General features: G+C 54.3%; 19 protein-coding genes and 2 pseudogenes. All 21 read right to left on the bottom strand.

The genetic code is table 11. The features are described 5' to 3' along the window. Nucleotides 1-51 precede the first annotated feature (51 nt). Nucleotides 52-255 (bottom strand): hypothetical protein, encoded by a 204-nt coding sequence (locus RJD28_09705; GenBank protein ID WNV56627.1) that lies wholly within the window; start codon nt 253-255, stop codon nt 52-54. 167 nt (nt 256-422) lie between these two features. Then, complete coding sequence (locus RJD28_09710; GenBank protein WNV56628.1) at nt 423-995, bottom strand: phosphatase PAP2 family protein; 573 nt, start codon at nt 993-995, stop codon at nt 423-425. Then, nucleotides 955-1452, bottom strand: a complete 498-nt coding sequence (locus tag RJD28_09715; GenBank protein WNV56629.1) for a DUF368 domain-containing protein — start codon at nt 1450-1452, stop codon at nt 955-957. The genes RJD28_09710 and RJD28_09715 overlap by 41 nt, the downstream gene beginning before the upstream one ends. Nucleotides 1453-1530: 78 nt before the next feature. Further along, nucleotides 1531-1842, bottom strand: a complete 312-nt coding sequence (locus RJD28_09720; protein ID WNV56630.1) for a hypothetical protein — start codon at nt 1840-1842, stop codon at nt 1531-1533. Between the two features lie 173 nt (nt 1843-2015). After that, complete coding sequence (locus RJD28_09725; GenBank protein WNV56631.1) at nt 2016-3191, bottom strand: ABC transporter substrate-binding protein; 1176 nt, start codon at nt 3189-3191, stop codon at nt 2016-2018. 246 nt (nt 3192-3437) lie between these two features. Then, nucleotides 3438-3917: a small multi-drug export protein gene (locus RJD28_09730; GenBank protein WNV59597.1), complete on the bottom strand. Its 480-nt coding sequence runs from the start codon at nt 3915-3917 to the stop codon at nt 3438-3440. A 46-nt stretch (nt 3918-3963) separates the two neighbouring features. Continuing rightward, complete coding sequence (gene hisIE, locus RJD28_09735; GenBank protein WNV56632.1) at nt 3964-5211, bottom strand: bifunctional phosphoribosyl-AMP cyclohydrolase/phosphoribosyl-ATP diphosphatase HisIE; 1248 nt, start codon at nt 5209-5211, stop codon at nt 3964-3966. A 4-nt stretch (nt 5212-5215) separates the two neighbouring features. Continuing rightward, nucleotides 5216-5827 carry an imidazoleglycerol-phosphate dehydratase HisB gene (gene hisB, locus RJD28_09740; protein ID WNV56633.1) on the bottom strand — a complete coding sequence of 204 codons (612 nt, stop codon included), beginning with the start codon at nt 5825-5827 and terminating at the stop codon, nt 5216-5218. Next, on the bottom strand, nt 5814-7133 hold the full coding sequence (hisD, locus tag RJD28_09745; GenBank protein WNV56634.1) for a histidinol dehydrogenase: 1320 nt from the start codon (nt 7131-7133) through the stop codon (nt 5814-5816). Before hisD ends, hisB begins: the two co-directional genes overlap by 14 nt. Nucleotides 7134-7212: 79 nt before the next feature. After that, nucleotides 7213-7848: an ATP phosphoribosyltransferase gene (gene hisG / locus RJD28_09750; GenBank protein WNV56635.1), complete on the bottom strand. Its 636-nt coding sequence runs from the start codon at nt 7846-7848 to the stop codon at nt 7213-7215. Then, a complete protein-coding gene (hisZ, locus tag RJD28_09755; GenBank protein ID WNV56636.1) occupies nt 7845-9056 on the bottom strand; it encodes an ATP phosphoribosyltransferase regulatory subunit in 1212 nt (403 codons plus the stop codon). Before hisZ ends, hisG begins: the two co-directional genes overlap by 4 nt. 87 nt (nt 9057-9143) lie before the next feature. Next, a pseudogene (locus RJD28_09760) lies at nt 9144-9688 on the bottom strand (Holliday junction resolvase RecU). Nucleotide 9689: 1 nt separating this feature from the next. Further along, entirely contained in the window at nt 9690-10553 is an 864-nt protein-coding gene (locus tag RJD28_09765; protein WNV56637.1) for an RluA family pseudouridine synthase, read from the bottom strand. Beyond that, on the bottom strand, nt 10528-10725 hold the full coding sequence (locus tag RJD28_09770; protein WNV56638.1) for a hypothetical protein: 198 nt from the start codon (nt 10723-10725) through the stop codon (nt 10528-10530). Before RJD28_09770 ends, RJD28_09765 begins: the two co-directional genes overlap by 26 nt. A 16-nt stretch (nt 10726-10741) precedes the next feature. Continuing rightward, complete coding sequence (locus tag RJD28_09775) at nt 10742-11533, bottom strand: SDR family NAD(P)-dependent oxidoreductase (GenBank protein ID WNV56639.1); 792 nt, start codon at nt 11531-11533, stop codon at nt 10742-10744. 24 nt (nt 11534-11557) lie between these two features. Beyond that, complete coding sequence (locus RJD28_09780; GenBank protein ID WNV56640.1) at nt 11558-13540, bottom strand: YgiQ family radical SAM protein; 1983 nt, start codon at nt 13538-13540, stop codon at nt 11558-11560. Further along, a pseudogene (locus RJD28_09785) lies at nt 13537-14284 on the bottom strand (pseudouridine synthase). Before RJD28_09785 ends, RJD28_09780 begins: the two are co-directional and overlap by 4 nt. Further along, entirely contained in the window at nt 14275-14634 is a 360-nt protein-coding gene (locus RJD28_09790) for an RsmF rRNA methyltransferase first C-terminal domain-containing protein (GenBank protein ID WNV56641.1), read from the bottom strand. The pseudogene RJD28_09785 and the gene RJD28_09790 overlap by 10 nt, the downstream one beginning before the upstream one ends. Continuing rightward, nucleotides 14519-15727 carry an RsmB/NOP family class I SAM-dependent RNA methyltransferase gene (locus RJD28_09795; protein WNV59598.1) on the bottom strand — a complete coding sequence of 403 codons (1209 nt, stop codon included), beginning with the start codon at nt 15725-15727 and terminating at the stop codon, nt 14519-14521. The genes RJD28_09790 and RJD28_09795 overlap by 116 nt, the downstream gene beginning before the upstream one ends. Before the next feature lie 87 nt (nt 15728-15814). Beyond that, the gene (locus RJD28_09800) at nt 15815-16627 is read right to left on the bottom strand and encodes a GTP pyrophosphokinase family protein (protein ID WNV56642.1); all 813 of its coding nucleotides are present in this window, start codon (nt 16625-16627) and stop codon (nt 15815-15817) included. A gap of 192 nt (nt 16628-16819) precedes the next feature. Beyond that, nucleotides 16820-17755 (bottom strand): M23 family metallopeptidase, encoded by a 936-nt coding sequence (locus tag RJD28_09805; GenBank protein ID WNV56643.1) that lies wholly within the window; start codon nt 17753-17755, stop codon nt 16820-16822. Between the last annotated feature and the right edge of the window lie 68 nt (nt 17756-17823).

The raw sequence follows: 17823 nt of genomic DNA on the forward strand, positions 1-17823 counted from the left end.
CATAACATTTCTATTATAATACAGATCGATACAGAAGTTCAAGCACTCGTTTTACCGGTCACGCAGCATACCCGGACGCTCCCGTTTTCGCAGCAGTGCCAGCAAGATGACCGACACGTACAGCATGATCCGCAGTGGGACAATATGTTCGAAAAAAGCCATATAGGGGTTATACCAGTCCAGTATGGCAGTGATGATACAGGCAAAACAGCAGATAGCGCTGACATGCAGCAATATTTTTCTCAGAAAGTCCATGGAAATTCCTCCTTTGGTGTACAGCCAGAATCTGTTTAACGGGTCTGATCCATGATAAAAATACCATCCGGGATCTCATGCTCCGGCTTGTAGATATCCATGGTGCCATCCCAGTTTAGCACACACATTTCCGCATCCGAGGCGTTGTTCCGGTAAATGACGCCGTCTCATTTTCTGCCCTCTTTTCCGTCAGGTCTTTCTGGGGCACACATGCGGGCAAGCGCCGGGGAGCATTTCAGCAGCTTTGCCGCGATCCGGCTGCCTACCCATCCGGCAAAGAGACCGACGAGCACCCCGCCCAGGATATCCGACGGGTAATGGACGTACAGATACAGCCTGGAAAAAGCAATGAGCATTCCCAGCACCAGGGCGGGCTTCCACAGGCGGCGTGCGCCTGCCAGGTACAGGGCTGCCACTGCGGCAAAGGAGGCTGCCGTATGCCCGGAGGGGAAGGAATAATCCGTGGGCCGGGAAACGAGCAGCGATACCGCCGTGTTGACGTCACAGGGGCGGACCCGGTGAAACAGATGTTTTAACAGCCCATTGCACAAAAGGACATCCACCACCAGGGCTGCCGCCAGGATATCGCCGGTTTTCCGCGTTTTGCGCCGTAAGAGCAGGACGGCTGCCAGAAGGATCCAGATCATGCCGACATTTCCCAGGCGGGTGATCCAGACGAACAGCACATCCGTAACCGGATTATGAAGCGCTTGTATCCAGTCCAGTATTTTTAATTCCATGAGTATTTTCCTTTCTCTTCTCTTTCTTGTCCCGGATCAGCTGCAGGGAAAGTAGTCCCTTGATGGCTGTGATCACCGGCAGATACGCGCCCAGGATCAGTAACAGGGTGGAATCGGAGATGCCCGGCAGGAACATAGCCGAAATGGCGATCATACCGGTGAAAAACAACCGGATCGCCAGCGGAAGGGAAAAGGTTCCCAGATCAACGGCTGCCGTCGGCGACTGGCTGTTGAGCCAGGTGATACCTACCACCAGAAGGATCCCGATCAGTCCAAAGGGCAGTCCTTTTCGCATCTGCCGGAATGCCGGGCGCTCATCTGTCAGGATCAGCGGAATGGAACCGGCGATAAAGCCGATGAACAGGGAACTGACCACATAAATGTGGCTCTCAAAAAGGGAGGAAAGAATGAGCACTGCCAGCGCCATGCAGAACCCATGAAATCCTTCTTTTAGCATAACAAAAACCTCCTGTCTGTTGATAAAAATATGGTAGGATTTTTCGTTAAACAAACAGAAGGGAAATTTCATAACAATTTATAAACGGTCTTTAAATACTTTTGAAAAATCGGTATCCTCCTGAATGATCCGGCAGATGGCGCTGCTGTCGTAATCTCCCAGATATCGACCTTCTCTTTCCAAAAAACAAAAGCCTGCAAACAGTAAAATGGCCAGAAAAAATCGAAGCATCACAGAAGAACGAAAGGTGCCTCGGGACATGCTGTCCGGCCCCCGGCGGACAGAAAATCGATAACGGTTCTGGTCAAGGCTTTCATTCACCGTGCGCCGGTTTTCTTCGGCGGCCAGGCGGATCTGCTGGATCGGGGTGGGATATCGGGGATCTTCCATCAGGCGGACACCTTCCTCTCTTCTTTTTCTGTTTTAAGACCTGTTTTCTTGCAAAAGTAAAGAAGAGTTTACATAATTATCTTATGTAAACTCTTCTAGGATAGCATCAAGCATGCGCTTGTTGGTGATGTAATACTACCATATGTATCTGTCTTTCTTTTCAGAACCGGTTATCATTCATCGAGAACAAATTCCCCGTTCTCTACTTTCAATGTCAGGTACGGACGCTCCCAGTCATTCACATCGTTGAAGGTTACCGTTCCTGTCACACCATCATAGTTGATGGCTTTCAGCGCATCCTTCAGCGTTTCCCGGGTAACGGTTCCGTCGTTGGCATCCATGGCAGCTTTTGCGGCGTCTGCGATGACGTACATCTGGTCATAAGAAAGGGCTGCGAAGCCGTCCGGGATCTCACCGTAAGCGGCATTGTACTTCTCTACCAGCGTCTGCACCTTCTCATCCGGGTTGGATGCCACATACACGCCGACACAGAGGAAGCCTTCCGATGCGGAGCCCGCGATCTCCACGGTCTTGGCATTGTAACCACCGGTACCTCCTACCAGAAGAGCATCAATGCCCAGCTGCTGGATCTGTTTCACAAGAAGTCCGGTGTCTGTTGTCGTGCCGCACAGGGCGATGGCCTCCGGCTGCAGGGTTTTTACCGTTGTCAGGATGGCGGTGTAGTCCTGGTCCGTGGTCAGATACGGGATGCTCTGCATGATATTGAGCCCCTGCTCTGCGCCGTATTTGGTCAGGTTTTCATTTAAGTTGATGCCGTAATCATTGTCCGGATACAGGACAACCACGTTTTTCAGACCTTTCTTCAGAATCACATCTGCGATCTGCGGGCCGACAGCCGCATCCTGTACGGACATGCGGAAAAAGTAATCGCTGGAACCGGTCAGGCTGGGGGAACTGGAGCTGACAACCAGATCGGGAAGCCCGGCGTCATCGATGATGGGCACCATGGCCAGCGTGCAGGAAGAAAGACAGGAACCGCCAACAGCAAGAATGCTGTCATCATCGGCAAACTTTTGGGCTCCGGCTGCTGCCTTCTGGGCATCGCCCTGGTCGTCATAGGTTTCCAGCTCCAGCATCTTGCCGTTTACGCCGCCGGCCTCATTGATCTCCTTGATGGCCAGCTCATAGCCCTGCTTCTGGCTCGTTCCGTACTGGCCGTTGTCACCGGAAATGGGGGCCACCAGACCAATTTTCAGGGTATCTCCCGACGTGGCCGCATCTGCCGTACTGCCGTCGGATGACGCGCTGTCCGAAGAACCACAGGCAGTCAGGGAAGAGACTGCAAGCACACCTGCCAGGAATAATGCTGTGATCTGTCTTTTTTTCATAAGAACTCCTCCTTTTCATGTCCCGTGTGGATACGGGATTTTCAACCATGCAAAATCTCAAACAAAACTTTCAACTAAAAAAGAGGAAAAGTCAAAATGCCTTTCCTCTTCGAATGCTTTTTGCCTGCCTGATTGAATTTTCTTTAGTATAGGATGTGACCTCACGTTTGTCAATCATCCTTTTTTCTGATCTTTTCCATGAAAAAAAGTAGTATTTTCCGGGAAAACTTCCCGTTTGGGGTGATTTTATCCTAAAATTGCCCCAAGCGCCCCGAAGGCACCGGCACTGGCAAACCACATGATGATGCCTGCCAGCAGCACACCGCCCATAACGGCAATGACGCTGGATTTGAAATCCATATCCAGCAGACTGGCCGCCAGCGTTCCCGTCCAGGCACCTGTACCCGGCAGCGGAATGCCCACGAATAAGAGCAGCGCCACGAATAAGCCTTTGCCTGCGGAAGCCTGCAGCTTCTGGCCGCCCTTCTCTCCTTTCTGCATACACCAGGTGAAAAAGCCGCCGATCACGGGCTTGTCAGAACCCCATTCCAGCACCTTTCTTGCGAAAAAGTAAATAAAAGGCACCGGGATCATGTTGCCGATGATGGCCACGATATAGGCGTTCAGCATGGGCATATTCATGAACTTCGCATAGGGGATTGCCCCTCGAAGCTCGATGAGCGGAACCATTGAGATGAAAAAAATCCACAGATATTTGCGCAGCATAATGAAATCCTTTCTGTTTGTAAAATTTGCTTTCGGCACAAAGGATCTATCTCTGCGCCAGCTCCCGGGTGATATCGTCCCATGTCACGCCGCGCTCCACCATGAGCACGCTGACATGATACAGAAAATCGGAAATCTCGTACTTGATCTCCTCGGGATCCGGATTCTTGGCGGCAATGACAATCTCTGTTGCCTCTTCTCCTACTTTTTTCAGGATCTTGTCAATGCCCTTGTCGAACAGGTAGTTCGTATAAGATCCTTCCTTCGGGTGTTCCTTGCGGTCCGTGATGGTAGCGTACACTTCTTCCAGTACCTTCAGCGGATTGTGTCCGCTCTGGCCTTCCGCCTTCGCTGCTTCATTGAAAAAGCAGGAATAGCTTCCTGTATGGCAGGCTGCACCGATCTGGTGTACCTTTGCCAGGATCGTATCCATATCGCAGTCCAGCGTCAGAGACTTCACATACTGATAGTGGCCGCTGGTATCGCCCTTCACCCACAGCTCGTTCCGGCTGCGGCTCCAGTAGGTCATTTTTCCGGTAGCAATGGTATGATTATACGCCTCTTCGTTCATATAGGCAACCATCAAAACTTCCCCGGAGCGGTAATCCTGTACCACCACCGGCACCATGCCGTCAGAATTGGTCTTGAAATCCGCCCAGGTATAGGCAGAATGCAGCGCATACATGGGAATATCTGCCTTTCTGCAGGCATCCTTGAAGCCATAGAGATCCGCCGTTTTCTCACTGAGCAGGGAACCCGTCACTCCGCATACCGTTTCTTTTTCCAACAGCGCCATGTAGTCCTTCGGTTCCCGGGATTCCAGAACGGCCAGTACCGGCAGGGATACTGCATCTGTCAGGGTGTCTGTTTCCTCTGCGCTGCAGATCAGCAGGGATGCAGCCGCTTCCAGCTGCTCGGATGTGAGCTCCTCCAGCGCTTCTGCGGATACATAGACCGCAATTTTCTCTCTGCCGAAACGGGCGGAGGCCTCTGTCAGAAGCTCCCGGTTGCTCTCCCGGTTCAGATCCAGCACCGCCTTCGCCGCACCGGCATACAGGTATTTTTTCACGTCCTCCAGCCGGCGGATACCGCCATAGACATAGACGGGCACATCCACGGTGCGGACGATCTGTTTGATGCTGCCGATGTTGTGGTCATGCTCTGCATCAGACGTATAGCTGTCCTCCAAAAGCAGGCCGTCAGCTCCGTTGTTGGCGAAATATTCCGCTGCCTGCGCCGAAAGTTCCCTTTCCGTGTGCAGGGAAAGCTGCGCAAAAATTCGTTTTTTATCCATTGTCTTATAAACTCCCCTTTGTAGATAGCACATCGCTGATCCGCGGATCATAAGCCACAGCGGCGTCCAGTGCCTTGGCAAAGGCTTTGAACATAGCTTCTGCCATATGATGATTATTGCCCGACGTCAGCATTTTAAAATGCAGGTTCATGCCCGCCGCATAGGAAATCGCATAGAAAAACTCCCGCACCATTTCGGTGTCCATGTCTCCCAGCCGGTCTACCGTAAACTGGGTATCCATCTGCAGATAGGGCCGCCCGGACAGATCCACGGCGCAGAGCACCAGTGTCTCGTCCATGGGAAGGATGGCACTGCCAAACCGGCGGATGCCCTTCTTATCCCCCACCGCTGCACCGATGGCCTGGCCCAGCACAATGCCGGTGTCCTCAATGGTGTGATGACTGTCCACCTGCAGATCGCCCTCGGCGTGTACCGTCAGGTCAAAGAGGCCGTGGCGGGAAAATCCGTCCAGCATGTGGTCGAAGAAGCCGATACCGGTGTGGATGTCTGCTTTTCCGGTACCGTCCAAAGACAATGTCAGGCGGATGTCGGTCTCCGCCGTTGCCCGGGTGATCTCAGCCGTTCTGGAACTGGTGGTATCGTTATTTTGCATCATTTCCGGTGCCCTCTTCTTTCTCAAAACGCACGCGGATGGAGTTGGCATGCGCGGTCAGCTGCTCTGCCTCGGCGAAACGGATGATATCCTCATGTACCGGGCGCAGGGCGTCTTTGGAATAGTAAATGATGCTGGATTTCTTGATGAAATCGTCCACCGACAGAGGGGAGAAGAACTTGGCCGTGCCGTTGGTGGGCAGCACATGGTTGGGGCCTGCGAAATAATCGCCCAGGGGCTCGGAGCTGTACTCTCCGATGAAGATAGCGCCCGCATTGCGCACCTTCATCATCACCTCAAAGGCGTTGGCAGTCACGATCTCCAGATGCTCGGAAGCGATCTCATTGGCTGCGTCAATGGCATCGTCCAGCGTCTCTGCGATGAGGATGTAGCCGTAATTGTCCAGAGATTTCTGTAAAATCTCCTTCCGGGACAGCTGTGCCACGAACTGTTCTGCCTCTTTAGACACTTCCTCTGCCAGACGGCGGCTGGTGGTGACAAGAATGGCGGAGGCCATCTCATCGTGCTCGGCCTGGGACAGCAGATCCGCTGCCACATACCGGGGATTGGCCGTGTCGTCGGCGATGATCAGGATCTCGCTGGGGCCGGCGATGGAGTCGATGCTCACGTGGCCGTAGACAGCTTTCTTTGCCAGCGCCACATAGATGTTGCCCGGGCCCACGATCTTGTCAACCTTGGGGATGGACTCTGTGCCGTAAGCCAGTGCGGCAATGGCCTGGGCGCCGCCCACCTTGTAGATCACATCGGCGCCTGCCTCTTTGGCAGCCACCAGTGTGGTGGGGTTTACCTTACCGTCTTTTCCCGGCGGTGTGGTCATAACGATCTCCTCCACCCCTGCCACCTTGGCCGGAACAATGTTCATGAGCACGGAAGACGGATAAACGGCCTTGCCGCCGGGTACATAGACGCCCACCCGGCGCAGCGGCGTGATCTTCTGGCCCAGCATGGAGCCGTTGGGCTTGGAGTCAAACCAGCTGTAGCGGCGCTGCTTCTCATGATAGGCGCGGATATTCACCAGCGCCTTACGGATGATCTCCACCAGAGACGGATCCACCGTTTCATAGGCTTCTCTGATCTCCTCCTCTGTGACAACCAGATTGTCGGCGCTGATATCGGCACCGTCAAATTTCTTCGTATATTCGAATAAAGCGGCATCCCGGCGTTCCTTCACATCCGCAAGGATCGCTGCTACCCGTCCCTCAAATTCGCCATAGCTGTTGGGGCTGCGTTTTAACAGATCCTCCAGCAGACGGTCTCTGGACTCGCTGCTCAGTTCCACAATTTTCATTGGTATACTCCTTTCCCATGATGACTTTGAAAATTCCTATGACAGATAATGATTTTATATGATAGCATAAAAAGAACGATCACACAACCTCCCGCAGTTTGCCGATGAGCTCCGAGATCCGTTCATTTTCCATCTTCATGCTCACCGGATTGACCACCATCCGCGCGGACAGCGGGCACACCTCTTCCAGGACACCCAGGCCGTTTTCCCGCAGAGTGGAACCGGTCTCCACGATATCTACGATGACCTCGGAAAGGCCCACGATGGGCGCCAGCTCGATGGAACCGTTGAGCTTGATAATCTCCACCGTCTGATGCTTCCGGTTATAAAAATAATCTTTGGCGATCTTCGGGTATTTGGTGGCTACGCGGATGCGCTCATGGTGTTTGAGAAGTTCTGCCGCCTCTGCCGGGCCGCAGACGCACATGCGGCAGCAGCCAAAGCCCAGATCCAGCACCTCGTAGATCCGTCTGCCCTCTTCCAGGATCGTGTCTTTTCCTACGATGCCGATGTCAGCGGCACCGTATTCCACGTAGGTGGGCACGTCTGGCCCTTTCGCCAGGAAAAATTTCAGTTTCAGTTCTTCGTTGGTAAAAATCAGCTTCCGGGAGTCGGGATCCTTCATCTCCTCGCAGATGATGCCGATCTTTTCAAAAATCTCCAGTGTTTTTTTCGCCAGACGGCCTTTTGTCAGCGCAATGGTCAGGTATCTCATACGTCAGCCTCCTTTACCCCCTCTGCAGTCAGGTCATAAATTTTTCCGTGGCCGTTTTCTGCGGCGAAATCCCGGTAATCCTCTGCAGTCTCCCCGGCGGTCTTGCGCACCAGCTCCACCGGTCTGCCATCCTTTCGCATGGATACGGCCAGATGGATGGCTGCATCCCGAGAGGACGCATCATAGAGCACCAGACGGCCGTCGGCTTCCACCGGAATGGCGATCTTCTGCCGGGACAGGGCGCTCATGAGCTGGTCGATGACAACGGCAAAACCGGTGGCTGCAAAATCCTTGCCAAACCGGGCCAGCAGGTTGTCGTAGCGGCCGCCCTTGACGATGGGCTCACCAGTGCCGTAGGTGTACGCCTGGAAAATCACGCCGGTGTAATATTTATATTTGCTGACCAGACCCAGATCAAAGGAAATGTAATCCGTCAGGTCATACAGCTTCAATGCATGATAAACCGCCTCCAGCCGCTCAATGGCACCGATGGAACGGGAATTGTCCGCCAGACGGCGGGCCTCCTTTAACACCTCCGCGTTGCCGAACAGCTGGGGCATGCGGATGAATGCCTCCCGGCACGTCTTGGGCATGCGGATATCGTCCAGGAACTCCTCAATGCCAAAATTATTTTTATTGGAAATGAGCTCCCGCAGGGTAAACTCCTGCTCTTCATCCAGCCCCGCGGCCAGCAGAAATCCCTTAAAGAAATCAATCTGCCCGATGCTCACCTGGAACTCCTTCAGTCCCGCATCCAGCAGAAGCTCGATGACCATGGCGATCATCTCCGCATCGGCCTCGGGACTGGCATCTCCCAGCAGTTCTGCGCCAAGCTGGGTGCTCTCTTTTAAGCGGCCCTGATAGCTGGAATTGTTCACAAAGGTGTTGCCCATATAGCACATGCGGATGGGCCGGGTCTCATCCATATAATACTTGGCGGCGGAACGCGCGATGGACGGAGTAAAATCCGGGCGCAGCACCAGCGTGTCGCCCTCCCGGTCAAAGAATTTGAACAGCTCTCGGGACGGGATAGTACCCACCTCCTGGCTGAACACGTCAAAATATTCAAAAGAAGGTGTCTGGATATCATGATAGCCGTAGGTTTTCAGACGTTGATGGAGCCGCTGCTCCAACACATTTTTCTTTTCACATTCCAGGCTGTAAATGTCCCTGACACCGTCCGGTGTATGCAGTAATCGCTGATTCATAGGTTCCTCCTGTCGCTTTCTTATGGTAAAGTGATAACATGGTAGCAAAAGAAATCTTCTACAGTATAAAAGAAAACCTCTGATTTGTCAATCCTCCTGTTCCTCTCTCCGATCCAGATCTTTCTGGATCATATCCAGGTAAGGCACCAGGATCCCCGACTGATGGGAGAAAAAGAACGTCTCATCCAGTTCATCCAGGCGGAAGCTTTTGCGGCCGCCATCCTCCGCCCGTTTCCAGAAAACTGCCATCTGGTCGTAGGGCATATAATAGAAAAGATTTTTCGCCGTATAGAAAATGAGAAAAAAGCGATGCCGCCCTGCTGCTCAAAAGCTTTCATAAACTCCATCTGATGGGGATGGATGTTATGCAGCGGAAAAGTCTCCACCACGGATTCCTTGGCGTCAAAGCAGACCGGAAAGCCCTGCACGGCGCCGATATAGTCCACGGTACTGCGCTGGTCGAAGTATGCCAGCGTGATCTGGTGATGGGCTTTGTCCATTTTAATCGGTGTGATGGGGGTGGGAATCTTCTGAATCAGTGCCAGCCCCAGCTCCCGGTAACGCTCGTTGGAGCGGTTCACCAGCTCCTCCAGGGTGGAGCCGCGAAGGCCTCGGGAATTCCACGTAGCCATGTCAGCGGCCCCCCTTCTCTTTTAGAAAACTTTCACAGATCCCTGAGGCAAAAAGACCGTCTGCCGTCCGGATAAAATCCTGCGGCGGCTCCGCGGTCAGCGCCTTCCCGGACAGATAAGAAAACTCTCCATCCAGCTTTGGAAAGGTAACAATGGCTGCATGCAGCAGCTGGCTGCGGACGCCAAACCGCTTCTGCATTTCCCGGTTCACCGAAGGCTTCCCGTATTTGCTATCCCCCACAATGGGATGGCCGATGCTGGCCAGATGGGCCCGGATCTGATGGGAGCGCCCGGTGATCAGATGCACCAGCAGCAGGGTGAAATCCTCTGTCGCTGCCAGCGGCGTATAGTCGGTACGGATGTAGGCCCCGCCCTCCACAGGCGTCTGATGAATGCGCACCTGATTGGCAGCCTCGTCCTTGATGAGATACCCGTCCAGGGACATGGGGGATTTCAGCTGCCCGGCTACGATACAAAGATATTCCTTGCGGACAGACCGATCCTTTAGCACGTCAGACAATACCTGCAGGGCCGGCAGCGTTTTCCCCGCCAGCACCAGGCCGCTGGTGTTGCGGTCCAGCCGGTTGCACACCGATGGCCGGTACAGGGCAAGGCTCTCCGGCGTCACCTCTTTTTTTCGGTAAAGATAATCCACCAGCGCCTCCACCAGGGAGCTGTCCGAGGGTTTGGCCTTCTGGGACAGTACCCCTGCCGGTTTGTTTACCACCAGCAGATGGGCGTCCTCATAGACGATGGAGGCGGCAAAGGCGGCAGCCAGCCCTTTGGGCACCGGTTCCGGTGCGGCTGCCTGGGGGGCTGTCCGAAACTGGGCAATGGTTTCATCGGAAAGGAAGAGGCGGATCACATCCCCCCTCTTTCAGCTTTTCATTGCCCTCGGCTTTTTTGCCGTTGAGCACGATATTTTTCTTTCGGAGCATTTTGTAGAAAAAGCTCTTGGGCGCCCCGCTCATGTAGCGGGCGAGAAATTTATCAAACCGCTGTCCGGCATCCCGGGCAGCTACGTGTAATTCCTGCATACCTTCCTCCGTGGGGTCATTCGCTGTCTCTGGAACGGCGATTCAGAATTTTGTTCATGGCCGGTACCAGCAGATGATGGGGAATGAGTTTGGCGGCCACCAGCGAGCCCTTCATGGGCAGGCCGTATACCGAAAGCTCGTGTCCTCTGGCAGCATCAAACAGCGCCCGCTTCACCACCGGCACCGGTTTGGCCATGGTCAGCTTCTTCACAGCAGACATCTTGGCATTGTCCCCGGCATGGTCAAAGAATTCCGTATCCACTGGCCCGGGACAAACCGCCGTCACCGTGAGCCCCTGCTCCTGACATTCCACCCGAAGTGCCCGGGAAAAGCTGAGCACATACGCCTTGCTGGCTGCATACACCGCGAATCCCGGCTGGGGCGCAAAAGCTGCAGAGGAAGCCAGCATAAGGATCCGACTGCCCATGGGCATGTAAGGCAGGCAGGCGTAGGTCACTGCCGTCAGTGCCTTACAGTTCACATTGATCATGGAGAGCACACCCTCGTAGGAGCTGCCGAAAAAATTGCCGATGCGGCCGCAGCCTGCGCTGTTGACCAGAATCCGGATCCTGGGATTCTCTGTGGCAAGAAGAGCCATGAGACGCTTGATGCTCTCCTCCTGAGCCAGATCCATGGTCAGGATCCGCACGGGAAGGGCAGCCTCTCCCTGGAGCTGCCAGAGCAGCTCTTCTCTTCTGGCAATGGCCCAGATCTCATCTAATTTTCCATATTTTGCTGCGATCTGCAGCACGAATTCTCTTCCCATCCCGGAAGAGGCACCTGTGACAATCGCGATATTTTTCGTCATCGTAAAAGCCTCCTGTCTCACTGGCTATTTTTTCTTCTTTGCGTGCACGCTGCGGATCGTTTTCTTCTTATGGGACTCTGCGCTGCGTGTCTGCTGCTGTTGTGTGCGGGACTTTCGATCAGCTGCAGACGGCATTTGCTGCTCACGCGTATTTCGTCCTGATTTTGGACGATTCTGCGAAGACTGACCTGCATTTTTCTCTGCCCCATGTTCGGGTCGGATCAGGCACTCCGGCCCGAATCCGATCAGGTCTGTCCGTCCGGCTTTTCGCAGCGCTTCCTCCACCAGCGCCCGGTTCTGGGGCCGCCGGTACTGCATGAGCGCCCGCTGCATGGCTTTCTCATGGGGATCCTTTGGGACATAAACAGGTTCCATCGTCCGTGGATCCAGCCCGGTATAATACATACAGGTGGAAATGGTGGCGGGGGTGGGATAGAAATCCTGCACCTGCTCGGGCATGTAATGAATGTCCCGCAGATACTCCGCCAGACGTACCGCATCCTTTAGCGTACAGCCTGGGTGGGAGGACATCAGGTAGGGCACCATGTACTGTTTCAGCCCCAGCCGCTCATTGGTCTTCGCATATTCCCGGGAAAATTTCATAAACACTTCATGGGCCGGTTTGCCCATATAGGAAAGCACCTGATCGGAGACGTGCTCCGGGGCCACCTTTAACTGCCCGCTGACGTGGTATTTGCACAGCTCTTCCAGAAAATCTGTCTTCCGATCCGCCAGCACGTAATCAAAACGGATGCCGGAGCGGATAAACACCTTCTTCACCTTTGGAATATTCCGCAGCTTTTGCAGCAGCTGAATATAATCCGTGTGATCCGCATTCAGGTTCGGACAGGGTTTGGGAAACAAGCACTGCCGGTTGGGACACACGCCGTGTTCCGCCTGTTTTGCGCAGGACGGATGACGGAAATCCGCCGTGGGGCCGCCCACATCATGAATATAGCCCTTGAAATCCGGTTCTTTTGTAAAATTCGTGGCCTCTTCCACTAGGGATTCCTGGCTACGGGCCTGGATAATCCGGCCCTGATGGAAGGTGAGCGCGCAGAAATTACAGCCGCCAAAGCAGCCCCGGCTGCTGACCAGGGAAAACTTCACCTCGGAATAAGCCGGAATGCCGCCATCCTTATCATAGGAAGGGTGCCACCGTCTCGTATAAGGCAGCCGGTACAGCTCGTCCATTTCCTCCTCGGTCAGGGGAAGTGCCGCCGGATTCTGCACCACGCAGGTGGCGCCGTCGTAGCATTCCACCAGCTGATAGCCGGCATAAGGGTCTGTGTTGCAGTACTGGATATAAAAACTGCGGGCATAAGTTTTCTTGTCCGCCTTGATCTCTTCAAACGGGGGCAGCTCGATGCCATCCGGATCCAGCAGGCTCCGGTCTCTTGTTTTGAACACCGTGCCACGGATGTAGGTCAGATCTGACACAGAAATGCCTGCCGCCAGCCCTTCCGCGATCTCCAGCAGGGAGTGCTCTCCCATGCCGTAGGAAATAAGGTCGGCACCGGAATCCAGCAAAATGGATCGCTTCACCTGATTGGCCCAGTAGTCATAATGGCCCATCCGGCGAAGGGAAGCCTCGATGCCGCCGATGATAATGGCCGCATGGCGATATACCCGGCGCACCAGATTGCTGTACACAATGACTGCATGATCCGGCCGTTTGCCGATCTTGCCGCCCGGCGTATAGGCATCCGTGCTCCGGCGTTTTCCTGCCACCGTATAGTGATTGACCATGGAATCCATATTGCCGCTGCTGATGAGGAATCCCAGGCGCGGTTCCCCAAAGGTCTGAATGCTCTCCGGGTTCTTCCAGTCCGGCTGGCAGATCAGCCCCACCGTGTAGCCCCTGGCCTCCAGCAGGCGGCACAAAAGCGCCGGGCCGAAGGAGGGATGATCCACATAGGCGTCTCCGCTGATATATACAAAATCCGGCTGTTCACAGCCGCGTGCCGACAGTTCTTCCCGTGTCATCGGCAAAAAGTCTTTGTTCATGCTGTTTGATCTCCTGCCTGTAATTGTCGGATCTCCTCTTCTGTGAGGGGCCGGAATGTCCCGGGCGCCAGCGTCTCGTCCAGCGTCAGGCTTCCAAAAGAAATCCGTTTCAGATAAAGTACCTCACTGCCCACTTTTTCAAACATCCGTTTGATCTGGTGAAATTTTCCTTCCCGAATAGTGACGGTCACCTGAGAGACTTCCGCCCCACTCTCTACAATGATAAGCTTTGCTGGCAGCGTTGGCCGTTTCTCCCCGATATCCAGACCGCGGTCAAAGGCTTCTGCCACTGCCTCTGTCATGGGGCCTTTCACCCTGGCAAAATACGTCTTTTTCCACATGTTTTCTTGGCGAAAGCAGGTCATGGGCCAGCGCGCCGTCGTTGGTGATGAGAAGCAACCCTTCGGTGTCCTTGTCCAGCCGTCCGGCCGGAAAAAGCCCTTTGCCGGGCACCGACTGTCCCGCTTCGTCCTTCAACAGGGACAGCACTGACGGCCCGTCGTGTTCCTCGGTGCTGCTCACGTACCCGGCGGGCTTATTTAACATATAGTAAACCGTCTTCACGGCAGTCAGTTCCCGGGAACCGTCACAGATCTGATCTGTCTCCGGATTCACGCTCTGCTCCGGTTTTTTCGCCGGAACGCCGTTGACGGTAATCGTTCCTTTTCGAATGATCGTTTTTACCTGTGAGCGGGTGCCAAGACCGGCATCCGCCAGAAATTTATCCAGCCGCATTACATCCATCTCCAGCCTGTACAGTATTTGTTCTTTAATGTGCCGCCGGAGAGCTTTCCCCAGCCCAGGGCAAAGCCGTCCACACACACCAGCTGCCAGCCCTTAGCCTTCGGGGTAACCAGATCGTCCACGTCCAGCGTCTCCCCTTTCAGATAACGGATCACCCGGTCATCCGAAACGGGCAAATCAATGCTGCAGGGGCAGATGGCCGCAGACAAGGTCATAGCCAGCGCTTGGGAGGGCTCAAACTGCCCCTTCTTTCCGATATCGCCCAGATACAGTCCGGTACGCAGATAGCGAATGCCGGGCGCTGCCTGGATGCCCGCCGGGAGCACATACACGCGGTTCTCTTTTACCATCACCGTACCCTCGGCAAGGTTTTCTGCCAGCGGATGGCCGATGGCAGACAGAAAATCCGCCGCCTCCTGAGGGAGAGTTCCCCCGCTTCTCTCTGCCCCCTTTGCCGGAGGATGCCTGTTTCTTATTACCGCCTTTGCATCTACCGCCAACAAAAGGTAATTCTTTCCCTGCACAATTTGCTTCTTCCATCCGACAGGACATTGTCATCATACTGTCCTCTTTTTGCAATAATGCAGCAAAATGCCCTTCCCCTTCCATTCGGTGGGGCCAGATGCGCACACAGCCAGCCAGAGAAGGATCTCCGCTCTCGATCCAGTCCGGCCGCCCGGGAGCGAATCCCTCATAGGAAGCAACGGGAACGACACGCAGCGTGGGATCCAGATCCAGCAGGAACTGGATAGATGCTTCATTCTCCAGCGGCGAAAACGTACAGGTGGAATACAGCAGCATCCCGCCGGGCCGCAGCATTTTCACCACCTGGGTCAGAATGGTTCTCTGCAAGTCAGCGTAGTAAGACGGCCCCTTTTCTGCATAGCTTTTCACCATACCGGGGTCTTTGCGGAACATCCCCTCCCCGGAACAGGGGGCATCAATGAGGATCTTGTCAAAATAGCCGGGGTACACCTCTGCCAGCCGTTCCGGTGTCTCGCTGGTCACCATGCAGTTGCCGATGCCGAACAGCTCCAGATTTTTCAGCAGCGCTTTCGCCCGGGAATTACTGATATCGTTGGCAAAGAGGCAGCCCTGTCCCTGTAATTTTGCTCCAAGCTCCGTGGCTTTGCCGCCGGGCGCCGCACACAGATCCAGCACCCGGTCCCCCGGTTCCACCGGAAGGAGGCTGGCAGGCGTCATGGCACTGGGCTCCTGCAGATAGTAAAGCCCCGCATAATAGTAGGGATGCTTGGCCGGACTGTCCCCTTCCCCGTAATAGTACCCGTTGGAGATCCAGGGTACCCGGGACAGGGAAAAAGGCAGCTTCTCCGGGAAATCCTCTGCCGTCTCTCTTCGGGTATTCAGCCGCAGGCCCGCCCGGGGTGTCTCCCGGTAGGAAGCCAGAAATGCTTCATATTCCTCGCCCAGCAGGCGTTTCATTTCTTCGGTAAAATCGTTCGGCAGACTGCTCAATGTGCTTCTTCTCCTTTTTCTTCCGTTTCTGTCGTTATGTAGAATCTTGGGCTCCTACGGGGCCGCAGGCACGTCCTGTGCCCGGTAGCCCTCGGCGATGATGTCCAGCTCCTTGCTGAACCGCTCCAGCTGGCTCACATCCTTCAGAGAATAGATCCGGTAAAACTCGTCCTGTATTTTGATGATCTCCCGCTTGTTGGCCACCTTATACAGATTCTGAATATTGTTCAGGATCTCCGTGACAATGTTGGCCTGCAGCCGGGAGGAATTCTGTGCGTCAATGATCTCACTGCGCACCGAAGACATCTCCTTGTCCATCATCTGCACGGCGTCCGCGGCGCTGCTCAGACGGGTGCGCACATACTGGGGAATGTTGCCCCGGTACTTATACTGTAAGGAATGCTCGATGGTGGCCCAGAAGTTCATGGCCATGGTGCGGATCTGGATCTCCGCCTGGAGCTTTCTGGGACCGTCGATGGTCTCCACCGTATAGTAAATGATCAGGTGATAGCTGCGATATCCGCTGGGCTTGGCGTTGGTCAGGTAATCCTTGACGCATTTGATCTGCATATCCCCGCGTTTTTCAATGATCTGCGCCACCTTGTCGATATCCTCCACAAACTGACAGATGATACGGATGCCTGCGATATCCTCCATCTCCTCCTCGATCATCTCGAAGGGAATCTTTTTCTTCTGTGCTTTTTCCAGAATACTGGATACGGATTTTACCCGCCCATCCACCCGCAGGAACGGACAATAGCGCCCGTGCTCCCGGTATTCCGTCATCAGATGGTCAAATTTCAGTGAAAGTTCTCTGACAGCCAGCTCATACGGCTCCAGAATTTCTCTCCACAGTTGTATCTCCATAAAACTACCCCTTTATAATTGTTTCAATACAGACTCATGAACCCGCACTGACGTGCTCACTTGCCTGCTGACGCAGGCGGTTCGTGCGTTAATGGCGCAAGAAAAGGAAATGCCGCTTGCAGCGTCGCTCCCTTTTCTTTTGCGCTCATTACATTATAGCATATCTTTTCTCTGTTTTGTCTCAGAAATTATTTATGGCTCCATATATTCCACATATTTGAGCACAGGATACGGATTGACGGCCAGTTCTGCCACCGCGTCTGTCCGCACATAGATGCCCACATGTAAATGTACCGGGAATTTGCCGGTGGTGCCTTCCTCCCCGTAGCCGGTATCGCCCATATACCCCAGGATGTCTCCTGCTGCCACAGCGTCTCCCGGCTGAAAGTCCTTCGCATAGGAGGATAAATGGGCATAATAAAAATACCCGCCGCCGGGCGCACGGACACCGATGCGGTAGCCGCCCTTGGTCAGCCAGCCGATGGCCTCCACCACGCCGTCCGTCATGCTGACCACCGGATAATAATCCCGCCTTGCAGACACAGGAAAGAGATCCGTCCCCTCATGTCCCCGTTTGCCGCCGAAATTTCGCTCAAACATCCAGGAATCTTCATAGGAAACGTTTGCCGCAGAAAATACCGGTGCCACAGATCCCATTGATATCCCGGATCCCTGCCCGGAATCCATACGCGGCTGTCCCACCGGGAAACAGACCACATCGGAAAAAATCTGGTTATAAAAAGCTTTCGCCCGGGAAAAGGCTTCCGGCTGCAGCTGCCGATATCCCTCTGCCCGCAGGGCATCCTTTGCAAAAGCATCTGCTGTGTATTCCTCCTGCAGAAAGCCCTGATCCAGCATTGCTGCTGTCAGCACCGACAGCCAGTCCGGTTCCTGCTGTCCGCACAGCTGCTGTAATGACAGCAGCCCATCCGGAGAAACATCCAGTCTTCGCACCCTTGCAGCCGTCTCCGTAAACGTTGCTGCCCGCCAGTAGGAAGCCCGTTGTTTTAGATCCTTTTGTATGTGCACAACCGCGATTGCCAGGAGCACAGCAACAGGCACCCAGGTAAAGAAGCTGCATGTGAGCTGTTCCAGTGCATTTTGATAATGCTGTCTGATCTGTCTCATCTCATTCTTCTATTTTTTTTAAGGCTCTTTTGTGATTATATGCAGCTCATATGATTTTCAGTACATGA

Source organism: Oscillospiraceae bacterium NTUH-002-81 (assembly GCA_032620915.1).
Classification (GTDB): Bacteria; Bacillota; Clostridia; order Lachnospirales; family Lachnospiraceae; genus JAGTTR01.

What these genes read in the sequence shown, in the direction of transcription:
- RJD28_09805 (WNV56643.1), bottom strand. Translation starts at nt 17,755, where the DNA reads ATGAGACAGATCAGACAGCATTATCAAAATGCACTGGAACAGCTCACA.
- hisIE (WNV56632.1), bottom strand. Translation starts at nt 5,211, where the DNA reads ATGGATAAAAAACGAATTTTTGCGCAGCTTTCCCTGCACACGGAAAGG.
- RJD28_09780 (WNV56640.1), bottom strand. Translation starts at nt 13,540, where the DNA reads ATGAACAAAGACTTTTTGCCGATGACACGGGAAGAACTGTCGGCACGC.
- RJD28_09730 (WNV59597.1), bottom strand. Translation starts at nt 3,917, where the DNA reads ATGCTGCGCAAATATCTGTGGATTTTTTTCATCTCAATGGTTCCGCTC.
- RJD28_09720 (WNV56630.1), bottom strand. Translation starts at nt 1,842, where the DNA reads ATGGAAGATCCCCGATATCCCACCCCGATCCAGCAGATCCGCCTGGCC.
- RJD28_09725 (WNV56631.1), bottom strand. Translation starts at nt 3,191, where the DNA reads ATGAAAAAAAGACAGATCACAGCATTATTCCTGGCAGGTGTGCTTGCA.
- RJD28_09715 (WNV56629.1), bottom strand. Translation starts at nt 1,452, where the DNA reads ATGCTAAAAGAAGGATTTCATGGGTTCTGCATGGCGCTGGCAGTGCTC.
- hisD (WNV56634.1), bottom strand. Translation starts at nt 7,133, where the DNA reads ATGAAAATTGTGGAACTGAGCAGCGAGTCCAGAGACCGTCTGCTGGAG.
- hisB (WNV56633.1), bottom strand. Translation starts at nt 5,827, where the DNA reads ATGATGCAAAATAACGATACCACCAGTTCCAGAACGGCTGAGATCACC.
- RJD28_09775 (WNV56639.1), bottom strand. Translation starts at nt 11,533, where the DNA reads ATGACGAAAAATATCGCGATTGTCACAGGTGCCTCTTCCGGGATGGGA.
- RJD28_09795 (WNV59598.1), bottom strand. Translation starts at nt 15,727, where the DNA reads ATGAAACGCCTGCTGGGCGAGGAATATGAAGCATTTCTGGCTTCCTAC.
- hisZ (WNV56636.1), bottom strand. Translation starts at nt 9,056, where the DNA reads ATGAATCAGCGATTACTGCATACACCGGACGGTGTCAGGGACATTTAC.
- RJD28_09705 (WNV56627.1), bottom strand. Translation starts at nt 255, where the DNA reads ATGGACTTTCTGAGAAAAATATTGCTGCATGTCAGCGCTATCTGCTGT.
- RJD28_09770 (WNV56638.1), bottom strand. Translation starts at nt 10,725, where the DNA reads ATGCAGGAATTACACGTAGCTGCCCGGGATGCCGGACAGCGGTTTGAT.
- RJD28_09800 (WNV56642.1), bottom strand. Translation starts at nt 16,627, where the DNA reads ATGGAGATACAACTGTGGAGAGAAATTCTGGAGCCGTATGAGCTGGCT.
- hisG (WNV56635.1), bottom strand. Translation starts at nt 7,848, where the DNA reads ATGAGATACCTGACCATTGCGCTGACAAAAGGCCGTCTGGCGAAAAAA.
- RJD28_09710 (WNV56628.1), bottom strand. Translation starts at nt 995, where the DNA reads ATGGAATTAAAAATACTGGACTGGATACAAGCGCTTCATAATCCGGTT.
- RJD28_09790 (WNV56641.1), bottom strand. Translation starts at nt 14,634, where the DNA reads ATGGTAAAAGAGAACCGCGTGTATGTGCTCCCGGCGGGCATCCAGGCA.